The sequence below is a fragment of the Arthrobacter sp. P1_C12_2 genome, assembly GCF_056406415.1.
This window is the reverse complement of record NZ_JBFUAF010000036.1, coordinates 1-15,042: the sequence shown is the minus strand read 5'-3', so window position 1 is coordinate 15,042 and position 15,042 is coordinate 1. Positions and strand designations below refer to the sequence as shown.

Here is a 15,042-nt window from a genome sequence, read left to right as displayed (position 1 = left end):
GTCGATGACTTCGAAGCGTTCCAGCAGGATACGTCGGTCATCTGGCAGCGTCGCCCGGTAGGAACGGAGCTGCTCACGAACCGCGCGCTGAAGCTCATCGGCAGACATGCCAAACGATTCACCCAGCTCCCGGGCGGGGATGACGATCGGCGGCTGGCTGACGATCCGGTACTTCCCGTCCGCGAGTTCGGCGAGCTTGGACAGGGCCTGCAGGCTGTCGCGGGTGTGGGCCTTGGCGACGTTCTGTTTCGCCACCTTTTCCATTCCGTGGGCTGCCTTCTTGAGGGCCTTGCCCTTCTGGGTTGCCACGGCCAACTCGATGGTTTCCATCAGCTGTTCCTCGGACAGGCGGGCATACCAGATGTCCAGGGTGCCCATCTGCGCGAACTCGGCCATCGCTTCGCGATAGGCCCGAACCGCGGTGAGCGTCGCGTCGCGCGTTTCGTCCTTGGTGAAGGCGTTGTTCCGCGCCGCGATCGTGAAACTCGCGGCCATCCGCTTGACGTCATACTCAAACGGCCCCGGAAGTGTCTCGTCGAAGTCGTTCAGGTCGAACAGCAAGGTTCGCTCCGGCGAGGCGAACACGCCGAAGTTGGACAGATGGGCGTCCCCGCAGAGCTGGACGCGCAGGCCGCCGCGCGGCGTGTCCTTCAGGTCGGAGGCCATGACCTTGGCCGCGCCCCGGTAAAACGTGAACGGCGAGACCAGCATCCGGCCGTGACGCACCGGCACGAGGTCTTGTTCGCGGGTGAGGTTCTGTTCCTCGAGCAGCGCGACCGGATCCGGGCGGTCGGGCGCGGGAACCCAGTCCGTGTGGCTGGAGACGGGCGTCTTCTCCCGGTACTGCTTGCCCTTCGCGGCACGTTCCTCGACGCTGGGGTGCTTGACTTTCTTCTCGGCCATGATCGGCGACCTCCCTTTGACGTCAGGAACCGCCACCGGCACTATTTGCCTGGGTCAGTCCCGGCTGAGCGCGCTGACGCGCCTGGGTCGAGCTAATGCGATTGTGGCCCCGAAGTGGCCCCTCGTCAACGCGCTGCTGATGTCTTGCCGAACCCCGCCGCCGCACACTCAAGACCGGTCTGCTACAGAGTCTGAAACCTTACGATCGGTTCATCCCGTTCGGGTGATGTCTTCCTGGGCCTTACCGGGCTAAGTTGCAGACGGGTGGGGCTCCCCGCTCGCGCCGCCCCGCTCGGCAAACAACACCGCAACCAAATGGAGACATGACCATGGCCGAAGAAGAAGCACCCGTCCTCGCCGCCCTCGCCGACATCACCGCCGTGTCGCTCGAGCGCTCCACCCTTGAGCCTCGCGAACTGATGCTGGCCCGGATCGCGGCCCTCGCCGCCGTCGACGCCCCGGCCGCCTCATACCTGTTCAACGCCGGTACCGCCGTGGACGTCGGCATCACCCTGGAGGATGTCCGGGGCGTCCTCATCGCCGTTGCCCCGATCGTCGGGACACCCCGGATCGTGGCGGCAGCCGGCAACCTCGCCAGCGCACTGGGCTTCGCCCTCGAAATGGCCGAGGCCGAACTTGAAGCGGAGGCCGAGGCCGACGGCTGAGCCCGCACTGACGACGGCGCCGTGATGGGTGGACCCGTCGTAGTGGCCGGTCCGGCGTGGGATTCTCGCCGAWAGTTGGACGTGACGGTAGCGTTTCCTACGAACCGCGCGACACGACGTCGGCAGTCCCTCGCCGCATCGGCCACGATGCCCCGACCAAAGGCGGCCCATGAACAAGAACCGGCTGGAGGCCTTCAGCGACGGCGTGCTTGCGATCGTGATCACCATCATGGTGCTGGAACTTCATGTCCCCGCCGAACCCACGTGGCCGGCGCTGCTCCACGAACTTCCAACGCTGCTTAGCTACATGCTGAGCTTCATCTATGTCGGGATCTACTGGAACAACCATCACCACATGCTGCATCTGGCCGGGAGGGTCAACGGTGGAGTTCTCTGGGCAAACCTCCATCTGCTGTTCTGGCTGTCCCTTATCCCGTTCACGACCCGGTGGATAAATGACTCGGGCCTGGCGGAGGTCCCCGTCCTGGTCTACGGGCTAAATCTGCTGCTCGCCGCCATTGCCTACTACATCCTGAAATCGGCCCTGATCGGCCAACAGGGACGCGGTGGCGCCCTGGACGAGGCCATGGGGCAGGACTGGAAGGGCAAGGGATCCCCAGTGCTCTACATCGCCGGCATGGGGCTCAGCCTTGTGAACCCGCTCTGGGGGATCGCGGCCTATACGGTGGTTGCCGCGATCTGGCTCATCCCCGACCGGCGTGTGGAGCGGTTCATCGCGCATCCCTGAGCGCCACGAGCGGTCACTGCCTGAGCCGTTGGGCCAGCGAGGCGTTCACGAGCTCCAGGTGAGCCGGAGTACGTGCCACCACGTTCGCCGCATAGCCGGGGTGCTTTCCAAGGTACTTCTTGACGTAGGGGCACACCGGCACGATCATGAGGCCCGCGGCGACAGTCTCATCCAATGCCTGGGCGGCCAGCACCCCGGCCAGCCCCCTGCCGCCGTATTCCTCGTCGATCACCGTGTGGTAAAAAATCCGCTGGCCAGCCCCGTCGTCGTCCACGTACGCCGCCTGGCCGATCACGGTGTCGGCGTCGAGCACTTCGAAACGGCTGCGCTCCGGGTTGTTCCTGATGGTGATCGTGGTCAACATGGTCTCCTGGGATGGGGCGCCTGGGCGCGCGTTGGGCTGGCTTGCGGTGGTCAACTTGCGGGTGGGTGGTGGTCGCCTGAGCCCGGCGCCGCATCGCGACTCAGCCGCCCGGCTCGGCTGCAGGGCCTAGCTGCACCGCTCAGCCGCGTGGCCTGATGCGGGCGTTCGGCAGTGTCGGGGCCGGAAGGGCAGCCGGCCCCCCGGGCGGAAACGGGCCGAAGCGCAGGTCCGCGCGTCCCCCGGCCGCCGCCTGCGCCGGGCCGGAGCCGCCAGCGGAGCCGTCCCCAGCGCCGTCATCCGCGCCGATTTCGGCCTGCCACTGGTCCCTGTACGCGACGATCTCCTCGTGGCTGCGCCCGACGAAGTTCCACCACATCACGATCTTTTCGCCCAGCGGCTCGCCGCCGATCAGCAGGACACGGGCCCCGTCCGGGCCTGCGGCCAAGGTCAGGGATCCGCGCCCGACCGGCAGGTACGCGAGGTGGTCCTTCGGGACGGGGTGTCCGTCCAGGAGCAGGTTGCCCGAGTCCACCAGCAGGCCATGTTCAAAGGATTGATCTGTTTCGAGGCTCAGTTCCGCCCCCGCCCCGAGCAGGAGCTCCGCGCCCAGCAGGGGCGTGTGGGTGGCGACGGGCGAGACCGACCCGGAGAGCGCGCCCAAGAAGACCCGCATGGTCCAGCCGTTTCCGCTGACCGGTTCCGGGCGATAGTGCTCGAATGTGGGTGCCATGTGGCGTGCCGTGTCCGGCAGCGCCACCCACAGCTGCGCGCCGTGCAGGACGGTTGTGTCCGGGGTGGAAAATTCTGAGTGGCTGATGCCGCGGCCGGCGGTCATGAGATTGACTTCTCCCGGCCGCACCGCGGCGTGGAAGCCGGCCGAGTCCTGGTGCTCGATCTCCCCCGTGAACAGCCAGCTGACGGTCTGCAGCCCGGTGTGCGGGTGGCGCGGGACTTTCATGCCGCCGGAATCGCCGACCTGGTCCGGGCCGTAGTGATCCAAAAAGCACCAGGCACCGATGAGGCTCCGCTGGCGCTGCGGAAGAGTGCGCCGCACGTCCATCGCGCGCGGGCCGCCCAGCGGGACCTGCCGCGGCACCAGGAGCTCGACGCCGGCATAGGTCCCGTCCGTTTCGCAGAGGATTTCCTGGGGCGCAACTTCGGTATTGCTCATGATCACAGCCTAGTCTCGTGCGGTCCTCGGGTCAGCCTTCGGGAGACGGCCTCAACCTGCCAGGAGGCGGCCTCAGGTCCAGGCTGAGCGGCGCAATGGGGGTTCCGCGCCGCCGGGGCGCTGGACCAGGACCTGGTTCACGCCGGTGATGCCAGCCTCGAAGCCGAGTGCGCTCGCGGCCATGTAGAGCCGCCACACCCGGGCCCTTCCGACGCCGGCGAAGCGCACGGCCTCGTCCCAGTGCTCCTGAAGGTTCCGTACCCAGGCGCGGAGCGTCAGGGCGTAGTGGCGCCGCAACGCCTCAACGTCCAGGACCTCAAGGCCCACCGATTCGAGTGCTGCGACCATCTCGGAGAGGCTGAGCATCTCGCCGTCCGGGAAGACATAGCGGGGAATGAAGGAGTTCGGGTCCGGCGCAGTCGCGCCGGCGTTCCAGGAAATCGCATGGTTGAGCAGCCGTCCTCCCGGGCGGAGCAGGCCCTGCAGCTGGGAAGAATAGTGCTGGACCTGCTCGCGTCCTACGTGCTCTGACATGCCGATGGAGCTGATCGCGTCGAACGGCCCGTCGTCCACGTCGCGGTAGTCCTGCACCCGGATGTCCACACGGTCCGTGAGCCCGGCGTCCGCCGCCCGCTTGCGGGCCAGGGCCGCCTGTTCGACCGAGAGCGTCACCCCGACGACGTCGACCCCATAGTGTTGCGCGGCGTGCAGCGCGAAGCTGCCCCAGCCGCACCCCACATCCAGTACCCGCATGCCCGGCTGGAGCCCCAGCTTGCGGCAGACCAGATCAAGCTTGGCTGTCTGGGCAGCGTCAAGCCCGGTCTGGTCCGATTCCCAGACCGCGCACGAGTAAACCATGGAAGGACCCAGGACGAGCCCGTAGAAGTCGTTCCCGACGTCGTAATGGTGCGAGATGGCGGCGGCGTCGCGCCCCTTCGAATGACGCCGGCCGTGCCGGCTCACGCGCGCTTCCTCCGGCGGCGGCGCCGGGTTTGTTCCCAGCGCACCGAGCCGGACCGCAGTCTTGAGCAGCGCGAACAATTCGCCGGGTGTCGGCGGCCGGAACGGGCCGGGCTCGGCGAACTTTCCTGCCGCGCTGAGGGCCGCGAAGGCGGCGAAGATGTCGCCGGGTGCCTCGATGTCGCCGGCCACGTAGGCGCGGCTCAGTCCAAGCTGCCCGGGCGACCACAGCATCCGGCGGAGGGCCCGCCGGGACCGGAAAACGACGACGGGAGCGTCTTCCGGGCCCGCTTCCGAGCCGTCCCAGGCCCGCAGCCGCAGGGGGATCCCGTCGGTGCCAAGGATGATCGCAAGTGCGTCGGCCAGCCGTGTAGCCGCATTCGTGGATGCCGTCATGTCCAGTGCCTCAATTCCAGTGCCGTCTCCGGTGCCGCGGGCTGAGCCCCGCCAGTCCAAATCTAAGGGCAGGACACGGCCTGCAACCAGAGCCTGGGTTCCGATTCCTTTCCGCCGTCCCTTTCCGCCCTCCCTCCCCCCTCCCTCCCACAGTTCCTTCCAAAAGCGGCGGCGACGGTCGGCTCTGGCGCTTGCGGGGGCGGTTGCCTATGGTGTGTCCTATGTCTGAATCTTTCGCATCCCTCGTGGATACGTTCAAGAATCTCGGTGTGTCCCGGGCCTACGGCCCCGCCGTGAACATCGCAGGAGAAGAGATCGTCCCGGTAGCGGTGGTGTCCTTCGGCTTCGGCGGAGGCAGCAGCCCGGAAGACGGCCAGCCCGGCAACGGCGGAAGTGGAGGCGGGGGCGGCGGCCTCGTGCTGCCCCTGGGCGTCTACGCCAAGGGCTCCTCGGGCCGCATGACGTTCCGGCCCAACACCGTGGTGGTGCTTGTGGCGCTGGCCCCTCTGGTGTGCGCCGTCGGCGTTTCGATCCGCGGCATACTTCGCACCGTCCGCTCCCGCCGCTAGCACCGGGGCCCGGAGGGGCCAAGGATTCCCCAAGCCGGGCAGGGCATCGTTTGGTCTGGGCGGCCTGGGTCTCGGGCAGCTCTGTGGACGGGCGTCGGACGGACGTGATCGGCGATGAACTTATTCAGATCTGCATGCGCTGCAACCTTGGGCGGGACGCTCCTGATGACCGGCTGCGCTGCACCGCCGGCCACGCCGGGCCCGACGACCACGGTGACGGCGACTCCCCCGCCGTCGGTGGTCGTCTTCGATCCGCAGACCAGCGGCAAGGTTCTGGCCGAGCGGATCAAGGCCCGCGCCAAGCCCAAGGAGGCTGGCATCACGATTTCCGAGGTGGAATGCAAAAATTTCCCGGATATCAAGGTCAACACGCATACGGACTGCCAGATGGTGGTCAACGGGGTCAAACGCGGGTACCGGGCCACATTCACCCAGCGTGACGGTCACTACGAAATCAAGGCCCAGGCACTCACCTGGTAGGCGGCGCGGCGTACGACATGGCGGGTTCCCGGTCGTCGTCGGCGTCGACCCAGGCCGCGAAGTCCTTCAGCGACATGAAGCAGTAGTAATCGCAATACCGCAGGTTCTTCTTCTCCGACTTGCTCATGCCGGTAATTCGATGCGGGCGCCGCCACGGATGGGCGGACGACGGCGACGGCGACGGCGACGGCGACGGCGACGGCGACGGCGACGGCGACGGCGACGGCGACGGCGACGGCGACGGCGACGGCGACCTAAGGTGTCGGGGCCAGCCGTTCGCCCTGGCTCTTGCCGGCGTCGGCGATGGCGAGTGCTAGTTCGGAGAACACTTCCTCCGGCGTCCCCGACGCAGCAAGTTCGGTGAAGTGCGCGTATTCAGGCATCGATCGGTAAGCGGCACTCAACGAGTTGAGCTCACCGAGAGTTTCCGTGTCCGTGCCGCGCGCCAATACTCTTTGATGCGCCTGTTCAGGGTCAATCACGAGGTGGACCACCACGTCAGGTTTTGGAAACTTCGTCAGCAGGAAGGGAAGAAACCGGCCCCGAGGAAGGCCCCGCGCCTGGCGTAGCGCAAGCTGGCAATGCAGGTGGCGGTCCATGATGACCAGGCCCGGATGCCTGTGCGCCCTGGCATGGGAAACCACCACATTTACAGTGCGGATGGCTGTCTCCACGGCATCCGCCAGCCGTGGGTGAAGTTGTATGCCGAACTGTGCGCTCAGCAGGGACATCCTGCGCCGGCCGGCGTAGTTCCTAAGCAGGAGCGCTTTCTTCCCCGCCCGGTGCGAGGCTGCCACTGTGGCCCGTGCGGCGGTTGTTTTCCCCGACCCGTCAATTCCCGTCAAAACAATCAGCAATCCGTTCCTTCCGGTAGTGGCGGTGTTTGCGCCTGAGTCCGGAACCCGGCGCTTTCCCCCTACTACTACCAACGGTAGAGGCCGCTAATTCGTCCCTTGATGGACAAAATGCTTCGGTTCAAATACTTCGGTTCAGCGAGCCGAGGCCGGGCTTGGATCCACCTTCATGTGAACGGACCGCCCATCAACAACGTTTGGGTCATCAACTCCGGCCATGTGAAGAATTTAATGGGATTCCGCTCAGGCTCAGCCGTTGTTGCGGGCCCGGCTGGGCTGCACCCGCGGCGGTTCCCCGGGCATCTTCGGATAGTCCGGCGGGAAGGGCAGCTCCCCCAGCCCGGCCTCGATGTCCCTGTTCCACCATTCCAGCAGGAGATCAACGGTGCCCGCGTCGCCCGCGTGCATGTCGGCCCACGGATCGCCGGAGGCCTTAAGCCGCTCCGGCACGGTGGCGATGGTGAAGGCGGTCGGATCGGCGGACCCGAGCTCCTCCCAGCGGATCGGGCACGACACCGTCGCATTGGCGAGTGCGCGCGGGCTGTAGGCCCCGGCGATGGTTCGGTCGCGGTTCGCCTGGTTGAAGTCGACGAAGATGCGGGCGCCGCGTTCCTCCTTCCACCAGGCGGTGGTGACCTGCGCGGGCATGCGACGTTCGAGTTCGCGCGCCGCCGCGATGACGGCGTGCCGCACGTCCAGGAACTCCCGGGTCGGCTCGATCGGGGCAAAGACGTGGAGCCCGCGGTTCCCCGAGGTCTTGATGAACGCCTCCAGACCGGCCTCCGCGAGGACGCGCCGCAACTCCCGTGCGACCGGAACGGCCTCGGCGAATCCGGTGCCGGGCTGCGGGTCGAGGTCGATCCGCAACTCGTCCGGAAAATCCGGGGTGCCGGCACGGGAGGCCCACGGGTGGAAGACCACCGTGTTCATCTGCACCGCCCACACCGCGGCGGCGATTTCGTCAATGACCAGCTGGGGATGCGAGCGTCCGCTGGGATAGACGACGTCGACCGCGCGGATGAAGTCAGGGGCACCCTTGGGCGGGTTCTTGGAGAAGAACTGATCGCCGTCCACCGTGTCCTTGAACCGCTGGAGCGTCACCGGCCGGTCCCCGTTCGCCGCCAGGAAGGCGTCCCCGACGTCCACCATGTACCGGGCCAGGTCAAGCTTGGTGAGTCCCGGGCCGGGCCAGACGACCCTCGCCGGGCTCGATACGCGCAACTCCCGGTCGCCGTGCGGACCGCTGACAGTGAGGTGGACTTCTTCCTTGGCCATGGGGACAACCTACCCCGGCGGCGTGGACAGTTGAAGAGCCTGGCGCGGCAGACGCCGTTCAGCGGAACTGCCCTCCACCCGGCATGATGGACGCATGACAACACCCGAGTTCCCGATCACCCTTGAGGTCGGCGACGCGACAATTTCGGGGGTCTTTGCCGGCCCCGATGGCTCCTTCGCAACACTGGTTGTTGCCCACGGCGCCGGGGCGGGAATGGACCATCCGTTCCTCGTGGGCTTCACCCGCGCCCTGAACGAACTCGGCGTCTCTACCCTGCGATTCAACTTCCCCTACCGCGAGGCAGGACGGAAATTCCCGGACAGGCCGCCGGCTGCCATCGCTGCCTGGCGCGCGGCCATGGACGCCGCTGCCTCCCGGTCCGCCGGCCGGCCGTTGTGGGCCGCCGGGAAGTCGTTCGGCGGACGCATGGCCTCAATGGCCGTCGCGGAAGGCATGCCGGCTGCCGGGTTGGTCTATCTTGGCTACCCGCTGCACCCGCCGGGGAAACCGGAAAAACTCCGCGACGAGCACCTCTACGGGCTGACTCTGCCGATGCTCTTCCTGCAGGGCACGCGCGACACGTTCGCCACCCCGAAACTGCTGGAGGCCGTGGCCGCCAGAATCGGGCCGTCCGCGACCGTGGAGTGGCGCGAGGGCGGCGACCACTCCTTTGCCGTTGCCGGCGCGAAGCGCAGTGCCGACGAGGCGGGCGCGTCGCTGGCGGCCACGGTCGCTGAGTTCCTGAAGACGCACGGCGTAAATCCCGCGAGCTAGCTCTCCCCTAACCGACTCTAACCGACGTCGCCGAACCGGCCCGCCCCGTGGTGCACCCGCGCTTCGATGGCGTCGGCGGCAGCCACGGCCCCTCCCGCGTTGCGGACAACTTCGCTCATCGCGGCCACGTTCCGCCGGACCCGCGCGTCGGTGTGGAGCGCGGTGACCGCCGCCCGTAGCGCGTCGGGCCCGAGGTCCTCCACCGCAATGTGCCGGCCTAGACCCAGTTCTTCGAGCCGGCGGGCGGTGGCCGCCTGCTCCGGTTGCTGCGGCACGGCCACCATCGGGACCGCGAAATACAGCGCTTCCATGGTCGAATTCATGCCGGCGTGGGTGATGAAGACGGCGGTTTGGCGCAGTACCTGCAATTGCGGGAAGAAGGGCCGGACCCGGACGTTCGGCGCAATCGTCCCAAGATCGGCCAGGCTGGTCTGGTCCCCGATGGCCATCGCGACGTCCCACGCGCTTCCGCCGAAGGCGTCAAGGCACATCCGGAAGAAATCCGGCCGGCGGTTCAGAGGAGTGGTGCCCAGCGAAATGAACAGCAACGGACCCGTTCCCTCACGTTCCCATTCACCGGCGCTGTCCCGGCCGCCGATGCTGGGACCCACAAACCGGAACCGGTCATCGAAGGTCGCCCCCATGGGCTGGAATTCGCGGGGAAGAAACACGATGTTGAACGGTGCAGGCGGACCGTCGAACAGGCGCGGCGTACGCACACCCTGCTCGGCCGCGAACTCCGCCAGCAACCGGCCCATGGCCAGCGCAACCTTGGCCATCTCATCGGCGCCATCCGGTGGCGGGGCAGGCATCAGGGATCTCAGCGAGAAGTGCTCGTTGGTGGCGTAGGTGGGCATGAGGGCAACGGCCGGGGCGCCGATCTTTTCTGCGGCCATGCTGCCGCTGAGCGTCATCGCGTCAAAGCAGACAGCGTCCGGCGGGTCCTGCCGCAGGCGATCCACCAGCGCCGGAAAGCTGGCTCTGAGGTCCTCGAACACGCGGTTCATGATCGGCAGCATCAGGTGCGCCTGCGCCCGTTGCCCGGGCCCGAGGGCGGGCATCGACGCCATCCAGTTCCCGCCGGAAGCGTGAAAGTCCGCGCCGGCGTTGCGGATCAGCGGCCCGAAGTCGGCGGACGTGAAGTACGTGACCCTGTGCCCCCGGCCCACCAGCTCCGCCACCAACGGCAGGGTCGGGTTCACGTGTCCGTAGGCGGGAATGGAGACGAACGCAAGGTGCATGGCCATCACTCTTCATCGCTTGGCTGAATTCCCGTTTGACCGGCCTGTCTGCCCGGCCTGTTTACCCGGCGTCCCGCAGGCCAGGAGGCCCGCCGGCGTCGTGCTCCTTCATCATGCCCCTGTTGCCCGGGCCGCGCGAGTGGTCAGCGGGCTGCGGGTCCCGGCGTCAGTTCCGGGGCTTGGTCCGGGCTGTCGCGGGCGCGGTCCACGGGTCTTCAGGCCAGGGATGCCGGGGATAGCGGCCGCGCATTTCCGCCCGGACCTGCGCGTAGGGCCCGGACCAGAACGAGGCGAGATCGTCCGTCACGGCCAGTGGCCGGCGGGCCGGGGAAAGCAGGTGGAACAGCACCGGCACGCGCCCGTCTGCCAGCCGCGGCGTCTCGGCCCAGCCAAAGCACTCCTGCAGCTTGACGGCCACTACCGGCCGGCCGGTGGCGTCTCCCGCGTCCGGGTAGTCGATCCGGATCCGGGATCCGCTGGGGACCGCCAGCGACTCAGGTGCCAGTTCGCCCAGCCGGGCCGCCTCGGGCCACGGCAGCAGCCGGCTCAGTGGGCCGGCGAGGTCGATCCCGCCCGTGGACGCCCCGCCGGCCAGGGCCGCGAGTTCCGGGGCCAGCCAGTCGTCCAGCCGGGCCAGCAGCGCCGGCTCGGAAACGTCGGGCCACGGGCTGCCGAGCTCCCGGTGCAGGAGGGCAAGACGACGGCGCAAGCCGTCCGCCGCCGTCGACCATCCGATGCTCGCCAGCCCCTCGCCGGCCAAGGCGCGGGCCACAGCCGCGCGGCCCTCGTCCGCAGGCGGCCGTACCGGCGTGGATGAGAGCACGATCGCGCCCAGGCGGCGCTCCCGCCGGGCCGAGACACGGCCCTGGCTGAACCGCGCCTGCAGCGTGTCGCTCAGGAGATTGCGGGCGGCAGCCTCTGCGGTGTCCGCCGTCAGCGGCGCGGCGGAGCGGATGACGGCGCCGGTCCCCGCGGCGTCCCGCCCTTGTGCGCGCGACACTTCGGCCACGCCCAGCCACTCGTGCCCCGACAGGGGGCTGCCGGCCGGCAACCCGGCCCGCGTCCCGGACGTGAGCAGGTATTGTGCCGGCCCCTCCCCCGGTACGCGGCGCGCCACCCGGTCCGGGAAGGCCAGGGCGACGACGAACCCGATCGCCTCCGCGGCGCCCACCGCCCCGGCCGGCACGACGCCGGACGACTCCGCGGGCCCGACGCCGGTGGATTCCTGGCGGGCGATCGACTCCATCCGCCGGACGTCCTCCGCCCAGCGCCGGGATCCGGGATCCCGGCCCGTCCGCAGCGCGGCAACCAGGCGCGTGAGGTCTGCGCCCGGGGCGCGCTGGTCCCCGGAGACCAGGGCGACAGCCTCGGCCGCCGTGCGGTGGCCCACCGTCGCCGCGCCGTCCAGCAGGGCGCGGGCCAGGCGGGGGTCCGTCGGGACCCGGGCCAGGATCTTGCCGAGCCTGGTTGCGTGGCCGTCCGGGGCGACGGCTCCGAGTTCGCGCAGTACTTCGACGGCTTCGTCCATCGCGGCCCGGGGCGGCGCGTCCGGCAGCGCCAGTCCCCGGCCGCCGGGGGCTCCCCAGCAGGCCAGGACCAGGGCGGCACCGGTGAGGTCAGCTGCCGCGATCTCCGGCGTCTGGTGGGCCGGCGCGGCGCCAAAGGCCCTCTGGTCATAGCAGCGGATCACCGTGCCCGGGCCCTGGCGTGCGGCCCGGCCGGCGCGTTGGTCCGCGGACGCCCGGGAGCAGGACACCGTCACGAGGCCGGACATCCCTCGGCCGGCATCGCGGCGCGGTTCGCGGGACAGCCCGGAGTCGATGACCAGCCGGACGCCCGGGACAGTGAGGGAGGACTCGGCGAGTGCGGTGGAGACGATGATCCGGGCAGCCCCGCCGGGCTCACGCCCGGAGACGGCGCGGTCCTGCTCCGCCGGTCCGGCCTGGCCGTGGAGTTCCAGAACCTCGGCGCGGCTCCGGCCGCGCAGCCGCGCCGCAATATAGGAGACCTCCCACGCGCCGGGAACGAACACCAGTGCGTCTATGTCCCGTCCGCCGGCCAGCGCCGCGGCGTGCCCGGCCGCTGCCGTGTCGGCCACGTGGTCCAGGAAGGCCCGGGCCACGCCCCGTTCGTCCAGCCGCGGCACCGGCGCGGGGGCCCATTCCACGTCCAGCGGGAACAGCGCGGACGGACAGTCGATGACCGGCGCCGGGCCGCCGTCGTCGTTTCCGGCCGCCGCTGCACCAATCAGTGCGGCGAATCGGGGCGCGTCGAGGGTCGCCGACATCGCGACGAGGGTGAGGTCACCGCGCAACTGACGGACTTCGGTGAGCATGCCGAGCAGGAGGTCGGTCTCCAGCCCGCGTTCGTGGACCTCGTCGAGGATCACGGCGTCGGTGCCCTCGAGCCCCGGCTCCGCGAGGAGGCGGCGCAGCAGGATGCCGGGGGTAACGAATTCGATCACGGTTCCGGGGCCCGTCTGGCGTTCCCCGCGGACCGTGTAGCCCACACGCTCACCGAGCCGGGTGCCGTCGAGAGCGGCCAGGCGCCGGGCGGCCGCACGGGCAGCAACGCGGCGCGGCTGGGTGACCACGATCCGCGGCCTGCCGCCGCCCTCATCTCTCCTGCCGTTCCCGCTGTTCGCGATGTTGGCCAGCAGCGGCGGCACCAGCGTCGTCTTGCCCGTGCCCGGAGGCGCCTGCACCACCGCGGATGCCCCGGCACCGCCGCCTTGCAATGCCGCCGCGAGGGCCCCCAGTGATTCCGCAAAAGTCAGGCCCGCGCCGATGACGCCGAGGTCGAAGAGGCCCTTGGAGCAGGCTGGGTCCAGGGGTGCGGTCGCGGAAGTCACGCCTCCATTGTCTCCGCAATATAGTGCTGGCCATCCATTCGGGGCCGCGCCGCCGATCCGCCCGCCGGTGCCCTTGCCTGCGCGGGCAGGGGTCCGGCCGGCGTTCGTGCCGCACGGGTGCCCGGCGCTACGGGTGCGCAGCCAGGAGCGTCTTGCCGCTCGCGACGGCACGGATTTCAACGCTGCGTATATCGGCCGTCGGGACAACCGTGGTGGCCGTCGGCGTCGCCACTGTCCCCGGCGTTGCCGTCCAGGTGGCCACCTGGGTCGTGCCACCGCGGGAGTCGACAACCACCAAACCGTACTCTTCCGGCGTGCGGAGACCGCCGGGTGGAGAGTAGTCGGCCGGGGACGGCGTGTAGGTGCACTTCCAGTCGATCTGCGTTCCCCAAGGCTGCGTGGTCAGGGTTCCGGTGGCCACCAGTGCGCTGTCGGCTACCGGGGTGAAGTTCAGGGCCTTTGCGGATGCGGCCTGGATCTGGGCGGCTGGCGGAACGGAGTCCGTGACCGCAACGTAAACCGCGCCGGCGGCGGCAGCGGCGCCCAGCATGAGCCCGGCGACAGCCAGGCGGGTTCGTTGGCGCCCGCGCAGGACCTTTTTCGCCAGCCCGGGCTGCAACTTCGGCGTCGGCCGTTCGCCATCGGTCCGCCCGAGGGCCTGTGCTTCCACGGGTGAGAGTGCGGCGAGCAGTGACGGAAGTCCGGCAAGTTCGGCGACGGCGGCCCTGCAGCCCGCGCAGCCGGACAGGTGCTCCTCGAACTCGTGCCGCTCAGAGGAGACGAGGGATCCCAGCACGTACGCGGCGTCCCAGCGGCGGTACTCATCGATTCCATTGTGGTTCATGGAGTCACACCTCCCTCCTGCAGGGACAGCCGCATCGCCCTCAGCGCGTAGTGCAACCGCGACTTCACTGTTCCCTCTGCCAGTTGAAGATTTTGCGCGATCTCGGCCGTCGTCTCTCGCAGATAGTACGAATGAATGACGACGGCCCTGTGCTCGGCGGACAGTCCGGCGAGCGCATCCGAGACAACCCACCCATCCAGGATCCTGTCGACCCGGTCCGCCTCCGGAATCTCCGGCAGCTGATCGGTTCCCGTTTCGTGGCGGCGGCGGGCGCTGCGCCGGTCATCGATGACGAGGTTGCGGGCAACCGTGTAAAGCCAGGCCCGTACGGCCGGCTCCGGTCGCTGCAGAATCGCCGGGTGTTTCCATGCGCGGATCAGCGTCTCCTGAACGACGTCATCCGCCAGTGTGCTGTCGCGGGTCATTTTCATGACGAACCGCCATAGCGCCGGGCCGTAGGCATCGTGCAGCGATCGCAATAACTCGGCCTCCTGATCGGACATATCCGCCTCCTTGGAGGTGAGACGACGCCGGTCGACGAACAGTTCACTTGCGCCAGGCTGCGGGCAATCGCCCGGCCTGCGTTGAACCTGCAGGCTGCCGGAACCGTTGTAGAGACAGGCCCGGCCGCCCCTGGCCGGCCATTCCTGAGGAGAGCACAATGAAGATTCTTCGCCCGGCGACTGCCGCCGCGGCGCTGGGCACCATCCTGCTGCTGGGCGCCTGCTTCGCCGGGCACACGGCAACGCCGGCACCGGACCCCTATACAGTCCCATCAGTTCCTGCGACGGGGAGCCCCTCGCCATCGCACAAGGACCCCGCAAGCCTCAACCCGGCTCCGCCGTCGACCGTTGCCCCGCCCACTGTGCCGGCTCCGCCGCGGACCGTGGCGCCGCCCGCCCCGGCGCCCGTGATGCGGCCGCCGGCGCCCGCCCCGGCGCCCGTG

Annotated in this window: 16 protein-coding genes and 1 pseudogene; 6 read left to right on the top strand and 11 right to left on the bottom strand. The window is 69.0% G+C overall.

What is annotated here, in order from left to right; genetic code table 11:
• The coding region (locus AC1DZQ_RS22125; protein WP_476965510.1) for a DUF2252 domain-containing protein at positions 1 to 903 on the bottom strand (903 nt) is incomplete at its 3' end.
• Positions 904 to 1,226: 323 nt separating this feature from the next.
• On the opposite strand from AC1DZQ_RS22125, the gene AC1DZQ_RS22120 reads away from it, so the two are divergent.
• Both AC1DZQ_RS22120 and AC1DZQ_RS22115 read left to right on the top strand, forming a co-directional pair.
• Positions 1,227 to 1,568, top strand: coding sequence for a carboxymuconolactone decarboxylase family protein (locus AC1DZQ_RS22120; protein ID WP_476965509.1), 342 nt, complete (start codon positions 1,227 to 1,229; stop codon positions 1,566 to 1,568).
• Positions 1,569 to 1,737: 169 nt separating this feature from the next.
• A complete protein-coding gene (locus tag AC1DZQ_RS22115; RefSeq protein ID WP_476965508.1) occupies positions 1,738 to 2,316 on the top strand; it encodes a TMEM175 family protein in 579 nt (192 codons plus the stop codon).
• Between the two features lie 13 nt (positions 2,317 to 2,329).
• On the opposite strand, the gene AC1DZQ_RS22110 is transcribed toward AC1DZQ_RS22115, so the two are convergent.
• The 3 genes from AC1DZQ_RS22110 to AC1DZQ_RS22100 all read right to left on the bottom strand — a co-directional run bounded on the left by AC1DZQ_RS22110 (position 2,330) and on the right by AC1DZQ_RS22100 (position 5,207).
• Positions 2,330 to 2,677 (bottom strand): GNAT family N-acetyltransferase, encoded by a 348-nt coding sequence (locus tag AC1DZQ_RS22110; protein WP_476965512.1) that lies wholly within the window; start codon positions 2,675 to 2,677, stop codon positions 2,330 to 2,332.
• A 142-nt stretch (positions 2,678 to 2,819) separates the two neighbouring features.
• The gene (locus tag AC1DZQ_RS22105) at positions 2,820 to 3,851 is read right to left on the bottom strand and encodes a pirin family protein (protein ID WP_476965507.1); all 1,032 of its coding nucleotides are present in this window, start codon (positions 3,849 to 3,851) and stop codon (positions 2,820 to 2,822) included.
• Between the two features lie 72 nt (positions 3,852 to 3,923).
• Complete coding sequence (locus AC1DZQ_RS22100; protein ID WP_476965506.1) at positions 3,924 to 5,207, bottom strand: class I SAM-dependent methyltransferase; 1,284 nt, start codon at positions 5,205 to 5,207, stop codon at positions 3,924 to 3,926.
• Positions 5,208 to 5,428: 221 nt separating this feature from the next.
• Here AC1DZQ_RS22100 and AC1DZQ_RS22095 point away from each other — a divergent pair, with 221 nt between their 5' ends.
• Together AC1DZQ_RS22095 and AC1DZQ_RS22090 are read left to right on the top strand one after the other, a co-directional pair.
• Positions 5,429 to 5,776 carry a hypothetical protein gene (locus AC1DZQ_RS22095; protein WP_476965505.1) on the top strand — a complete coding sequence of 116 codons (348 nt, stop codon included), beginning with the start codon at positions 5,429 to 5,431 and terminating at the stop codon, positions 5,774 to 5,776.
• 165 nt (positions 5,777 to 5,941) lie between these two features.
• Positions 5,942 to 6,256, top strand: coding sequence for a hypothetical protein (locus AC1DZQ_RS22090; RefSeq protein ID WP_476965504.1), 315 nt, complete (start codon positions 5,942 to 5,944; stop codon positions 6,254 to 6,256).
• On the opposite strand, the gene AC1DZQ_RS22085 is transcribed toward AC1DZQ_RS22090, so the two are convergent.
• The 3 genes from AC1DZQ_RS22085 to ligD all read right to left on the bottom strand — a co-directional run bounded on the left by AC1DZQ_RS22085 (position 6,246) and on the right by ligD (position 8,385).
• A complete protein-coding gene (locus AC1DZQ_RS22085) occupies positions 6,246 to 6,383 on the bottom strand; it encodes a hypothetical protein (protein WP_176803199.1) in 138 nt (45 codons plus the stop codon). The two genes, AC1DZQ_RS22090 and AC1DZQ_RS22085, sit on opposite strands and share 11 nt — an antisense overlap.
• Before the next feature lie 127 nt (positions 6,384 to 6,510).
• On the bottom strand, positions 6,511 to 7,101 hold the full coding sequence (locus AC1DZQ_RS22080; RefSeq protein WP_476965511.1) for a thymidylate kinase: 591 nt from the start codon (positions 7,099 to 7,101) through the stop codon (positions 6,511 to 6,513).
• Between the two features lie 258 nt (positions 7,102 to 7,359).
• Positions 7,360 to 8,385 (bottom strand): non-homologous end-joining DNA ligase, encoded by a 1,026-nt coding sequence (gene ligD / locus AC1DZQ_RS22075; RefSeq protein WP_476965503.1) that lies wholly within the window; start codon positions 8,383 to 8,385, stop codon positions 7,360 to 7,362.
• Between the two features lie 94 nt (positions 8,386 to 8,479).
• Between ligD and AC1DZQ_RS22070 the strand changes: the two genes are divergently transcribed.
• On the top strand, positions 8,480 to 9,160 hold the full coding sequence (locus AC1DZQ_RS22070) for an alpha/beta hydrolase family protein (protein WP_476965502.1): 681 nt from the start codon (positions 8,480 to 8,482) through the stop codon (positions 9,158 to 9,160).
• Positions 9,161 to 9,177: 17 nt separating this feature from the next.
• On the opposite strand, the gene AC1DZQ_RS22065 is transcribed toward AC1DZQ_RS22070, so the two are convergent.
• From AC1DZQ_RS22065 to AC1DZQ_RS22050, 4 genes are all read right to left on the bottom strand, one after another.
• Positions 9,178 to 10,401: a macrolide family glycosyltransferase gene (locus AC1DZQ_RS22065; protein WP_476965501.1), complete on the bottom strand. Its 1,224-nt coding sequence runs from the start codon at positions 10,399 to 10,401 to the stop codon at positions 9,178 to 9,180.
• A gap of 166 nt (positions 10,402 to 10,567) precedes the next feature.
• The gene (gene hrpB, locus AC1DZQ_RS22060; RefSeq protein ID WP_476965500.1) at positions 10,568 to 13,252 is read right to left on the bottom strand and encodes an ATP-dependent helicase HrpB; all 2,685 of its coding nucleotides are present in this window, start codon (positions 13,250 to 13,252) and stop codon (positions 10,568 to 10,570) included.
• Positions 13,253 to 13,379: 127 nt separating this feature from the next.
• Positions 13,380 to 14,096 carry an anti-sigma factor family protein gene (locus tag AC1DZQ_RS22055; RefSeq protein WP_476965499.1) on the bottom strand — a complete coding sequence of 239 codons (717 nt, stop codon included), beginning with the start codon at positions 14,094 to 14,096 and terminating at the stop codon, positions 13,380 to 13,382.
• Complete coding sequence (locus AC1DZQ_RS22050) at positions 14,093 to 14,599, bottom strand: sigma-70 family RNA polymerase sigma factor (protein WP_476965498.1); 507 nt, start codon at positions 14,597 to 14,599, stop codon at positions 14,093 to 14,095. Before AC1DZQ_RS22050 ends, AC1DZQ_RS22055 begins: the two co-directional genes overlap by 4 nt.
• Positions 14,600 to 14,757: 158 nt before the next feature.
• Between AC1DZQ_RS22050 and AC1DZQ_RS22045 the strand changes: the two are divergent.
• Positions 14,758 to 15,042, top strand: a pseudogene (locus AC1DZQ_RS22045) (hypothetical protein); the annotation flags it as partial.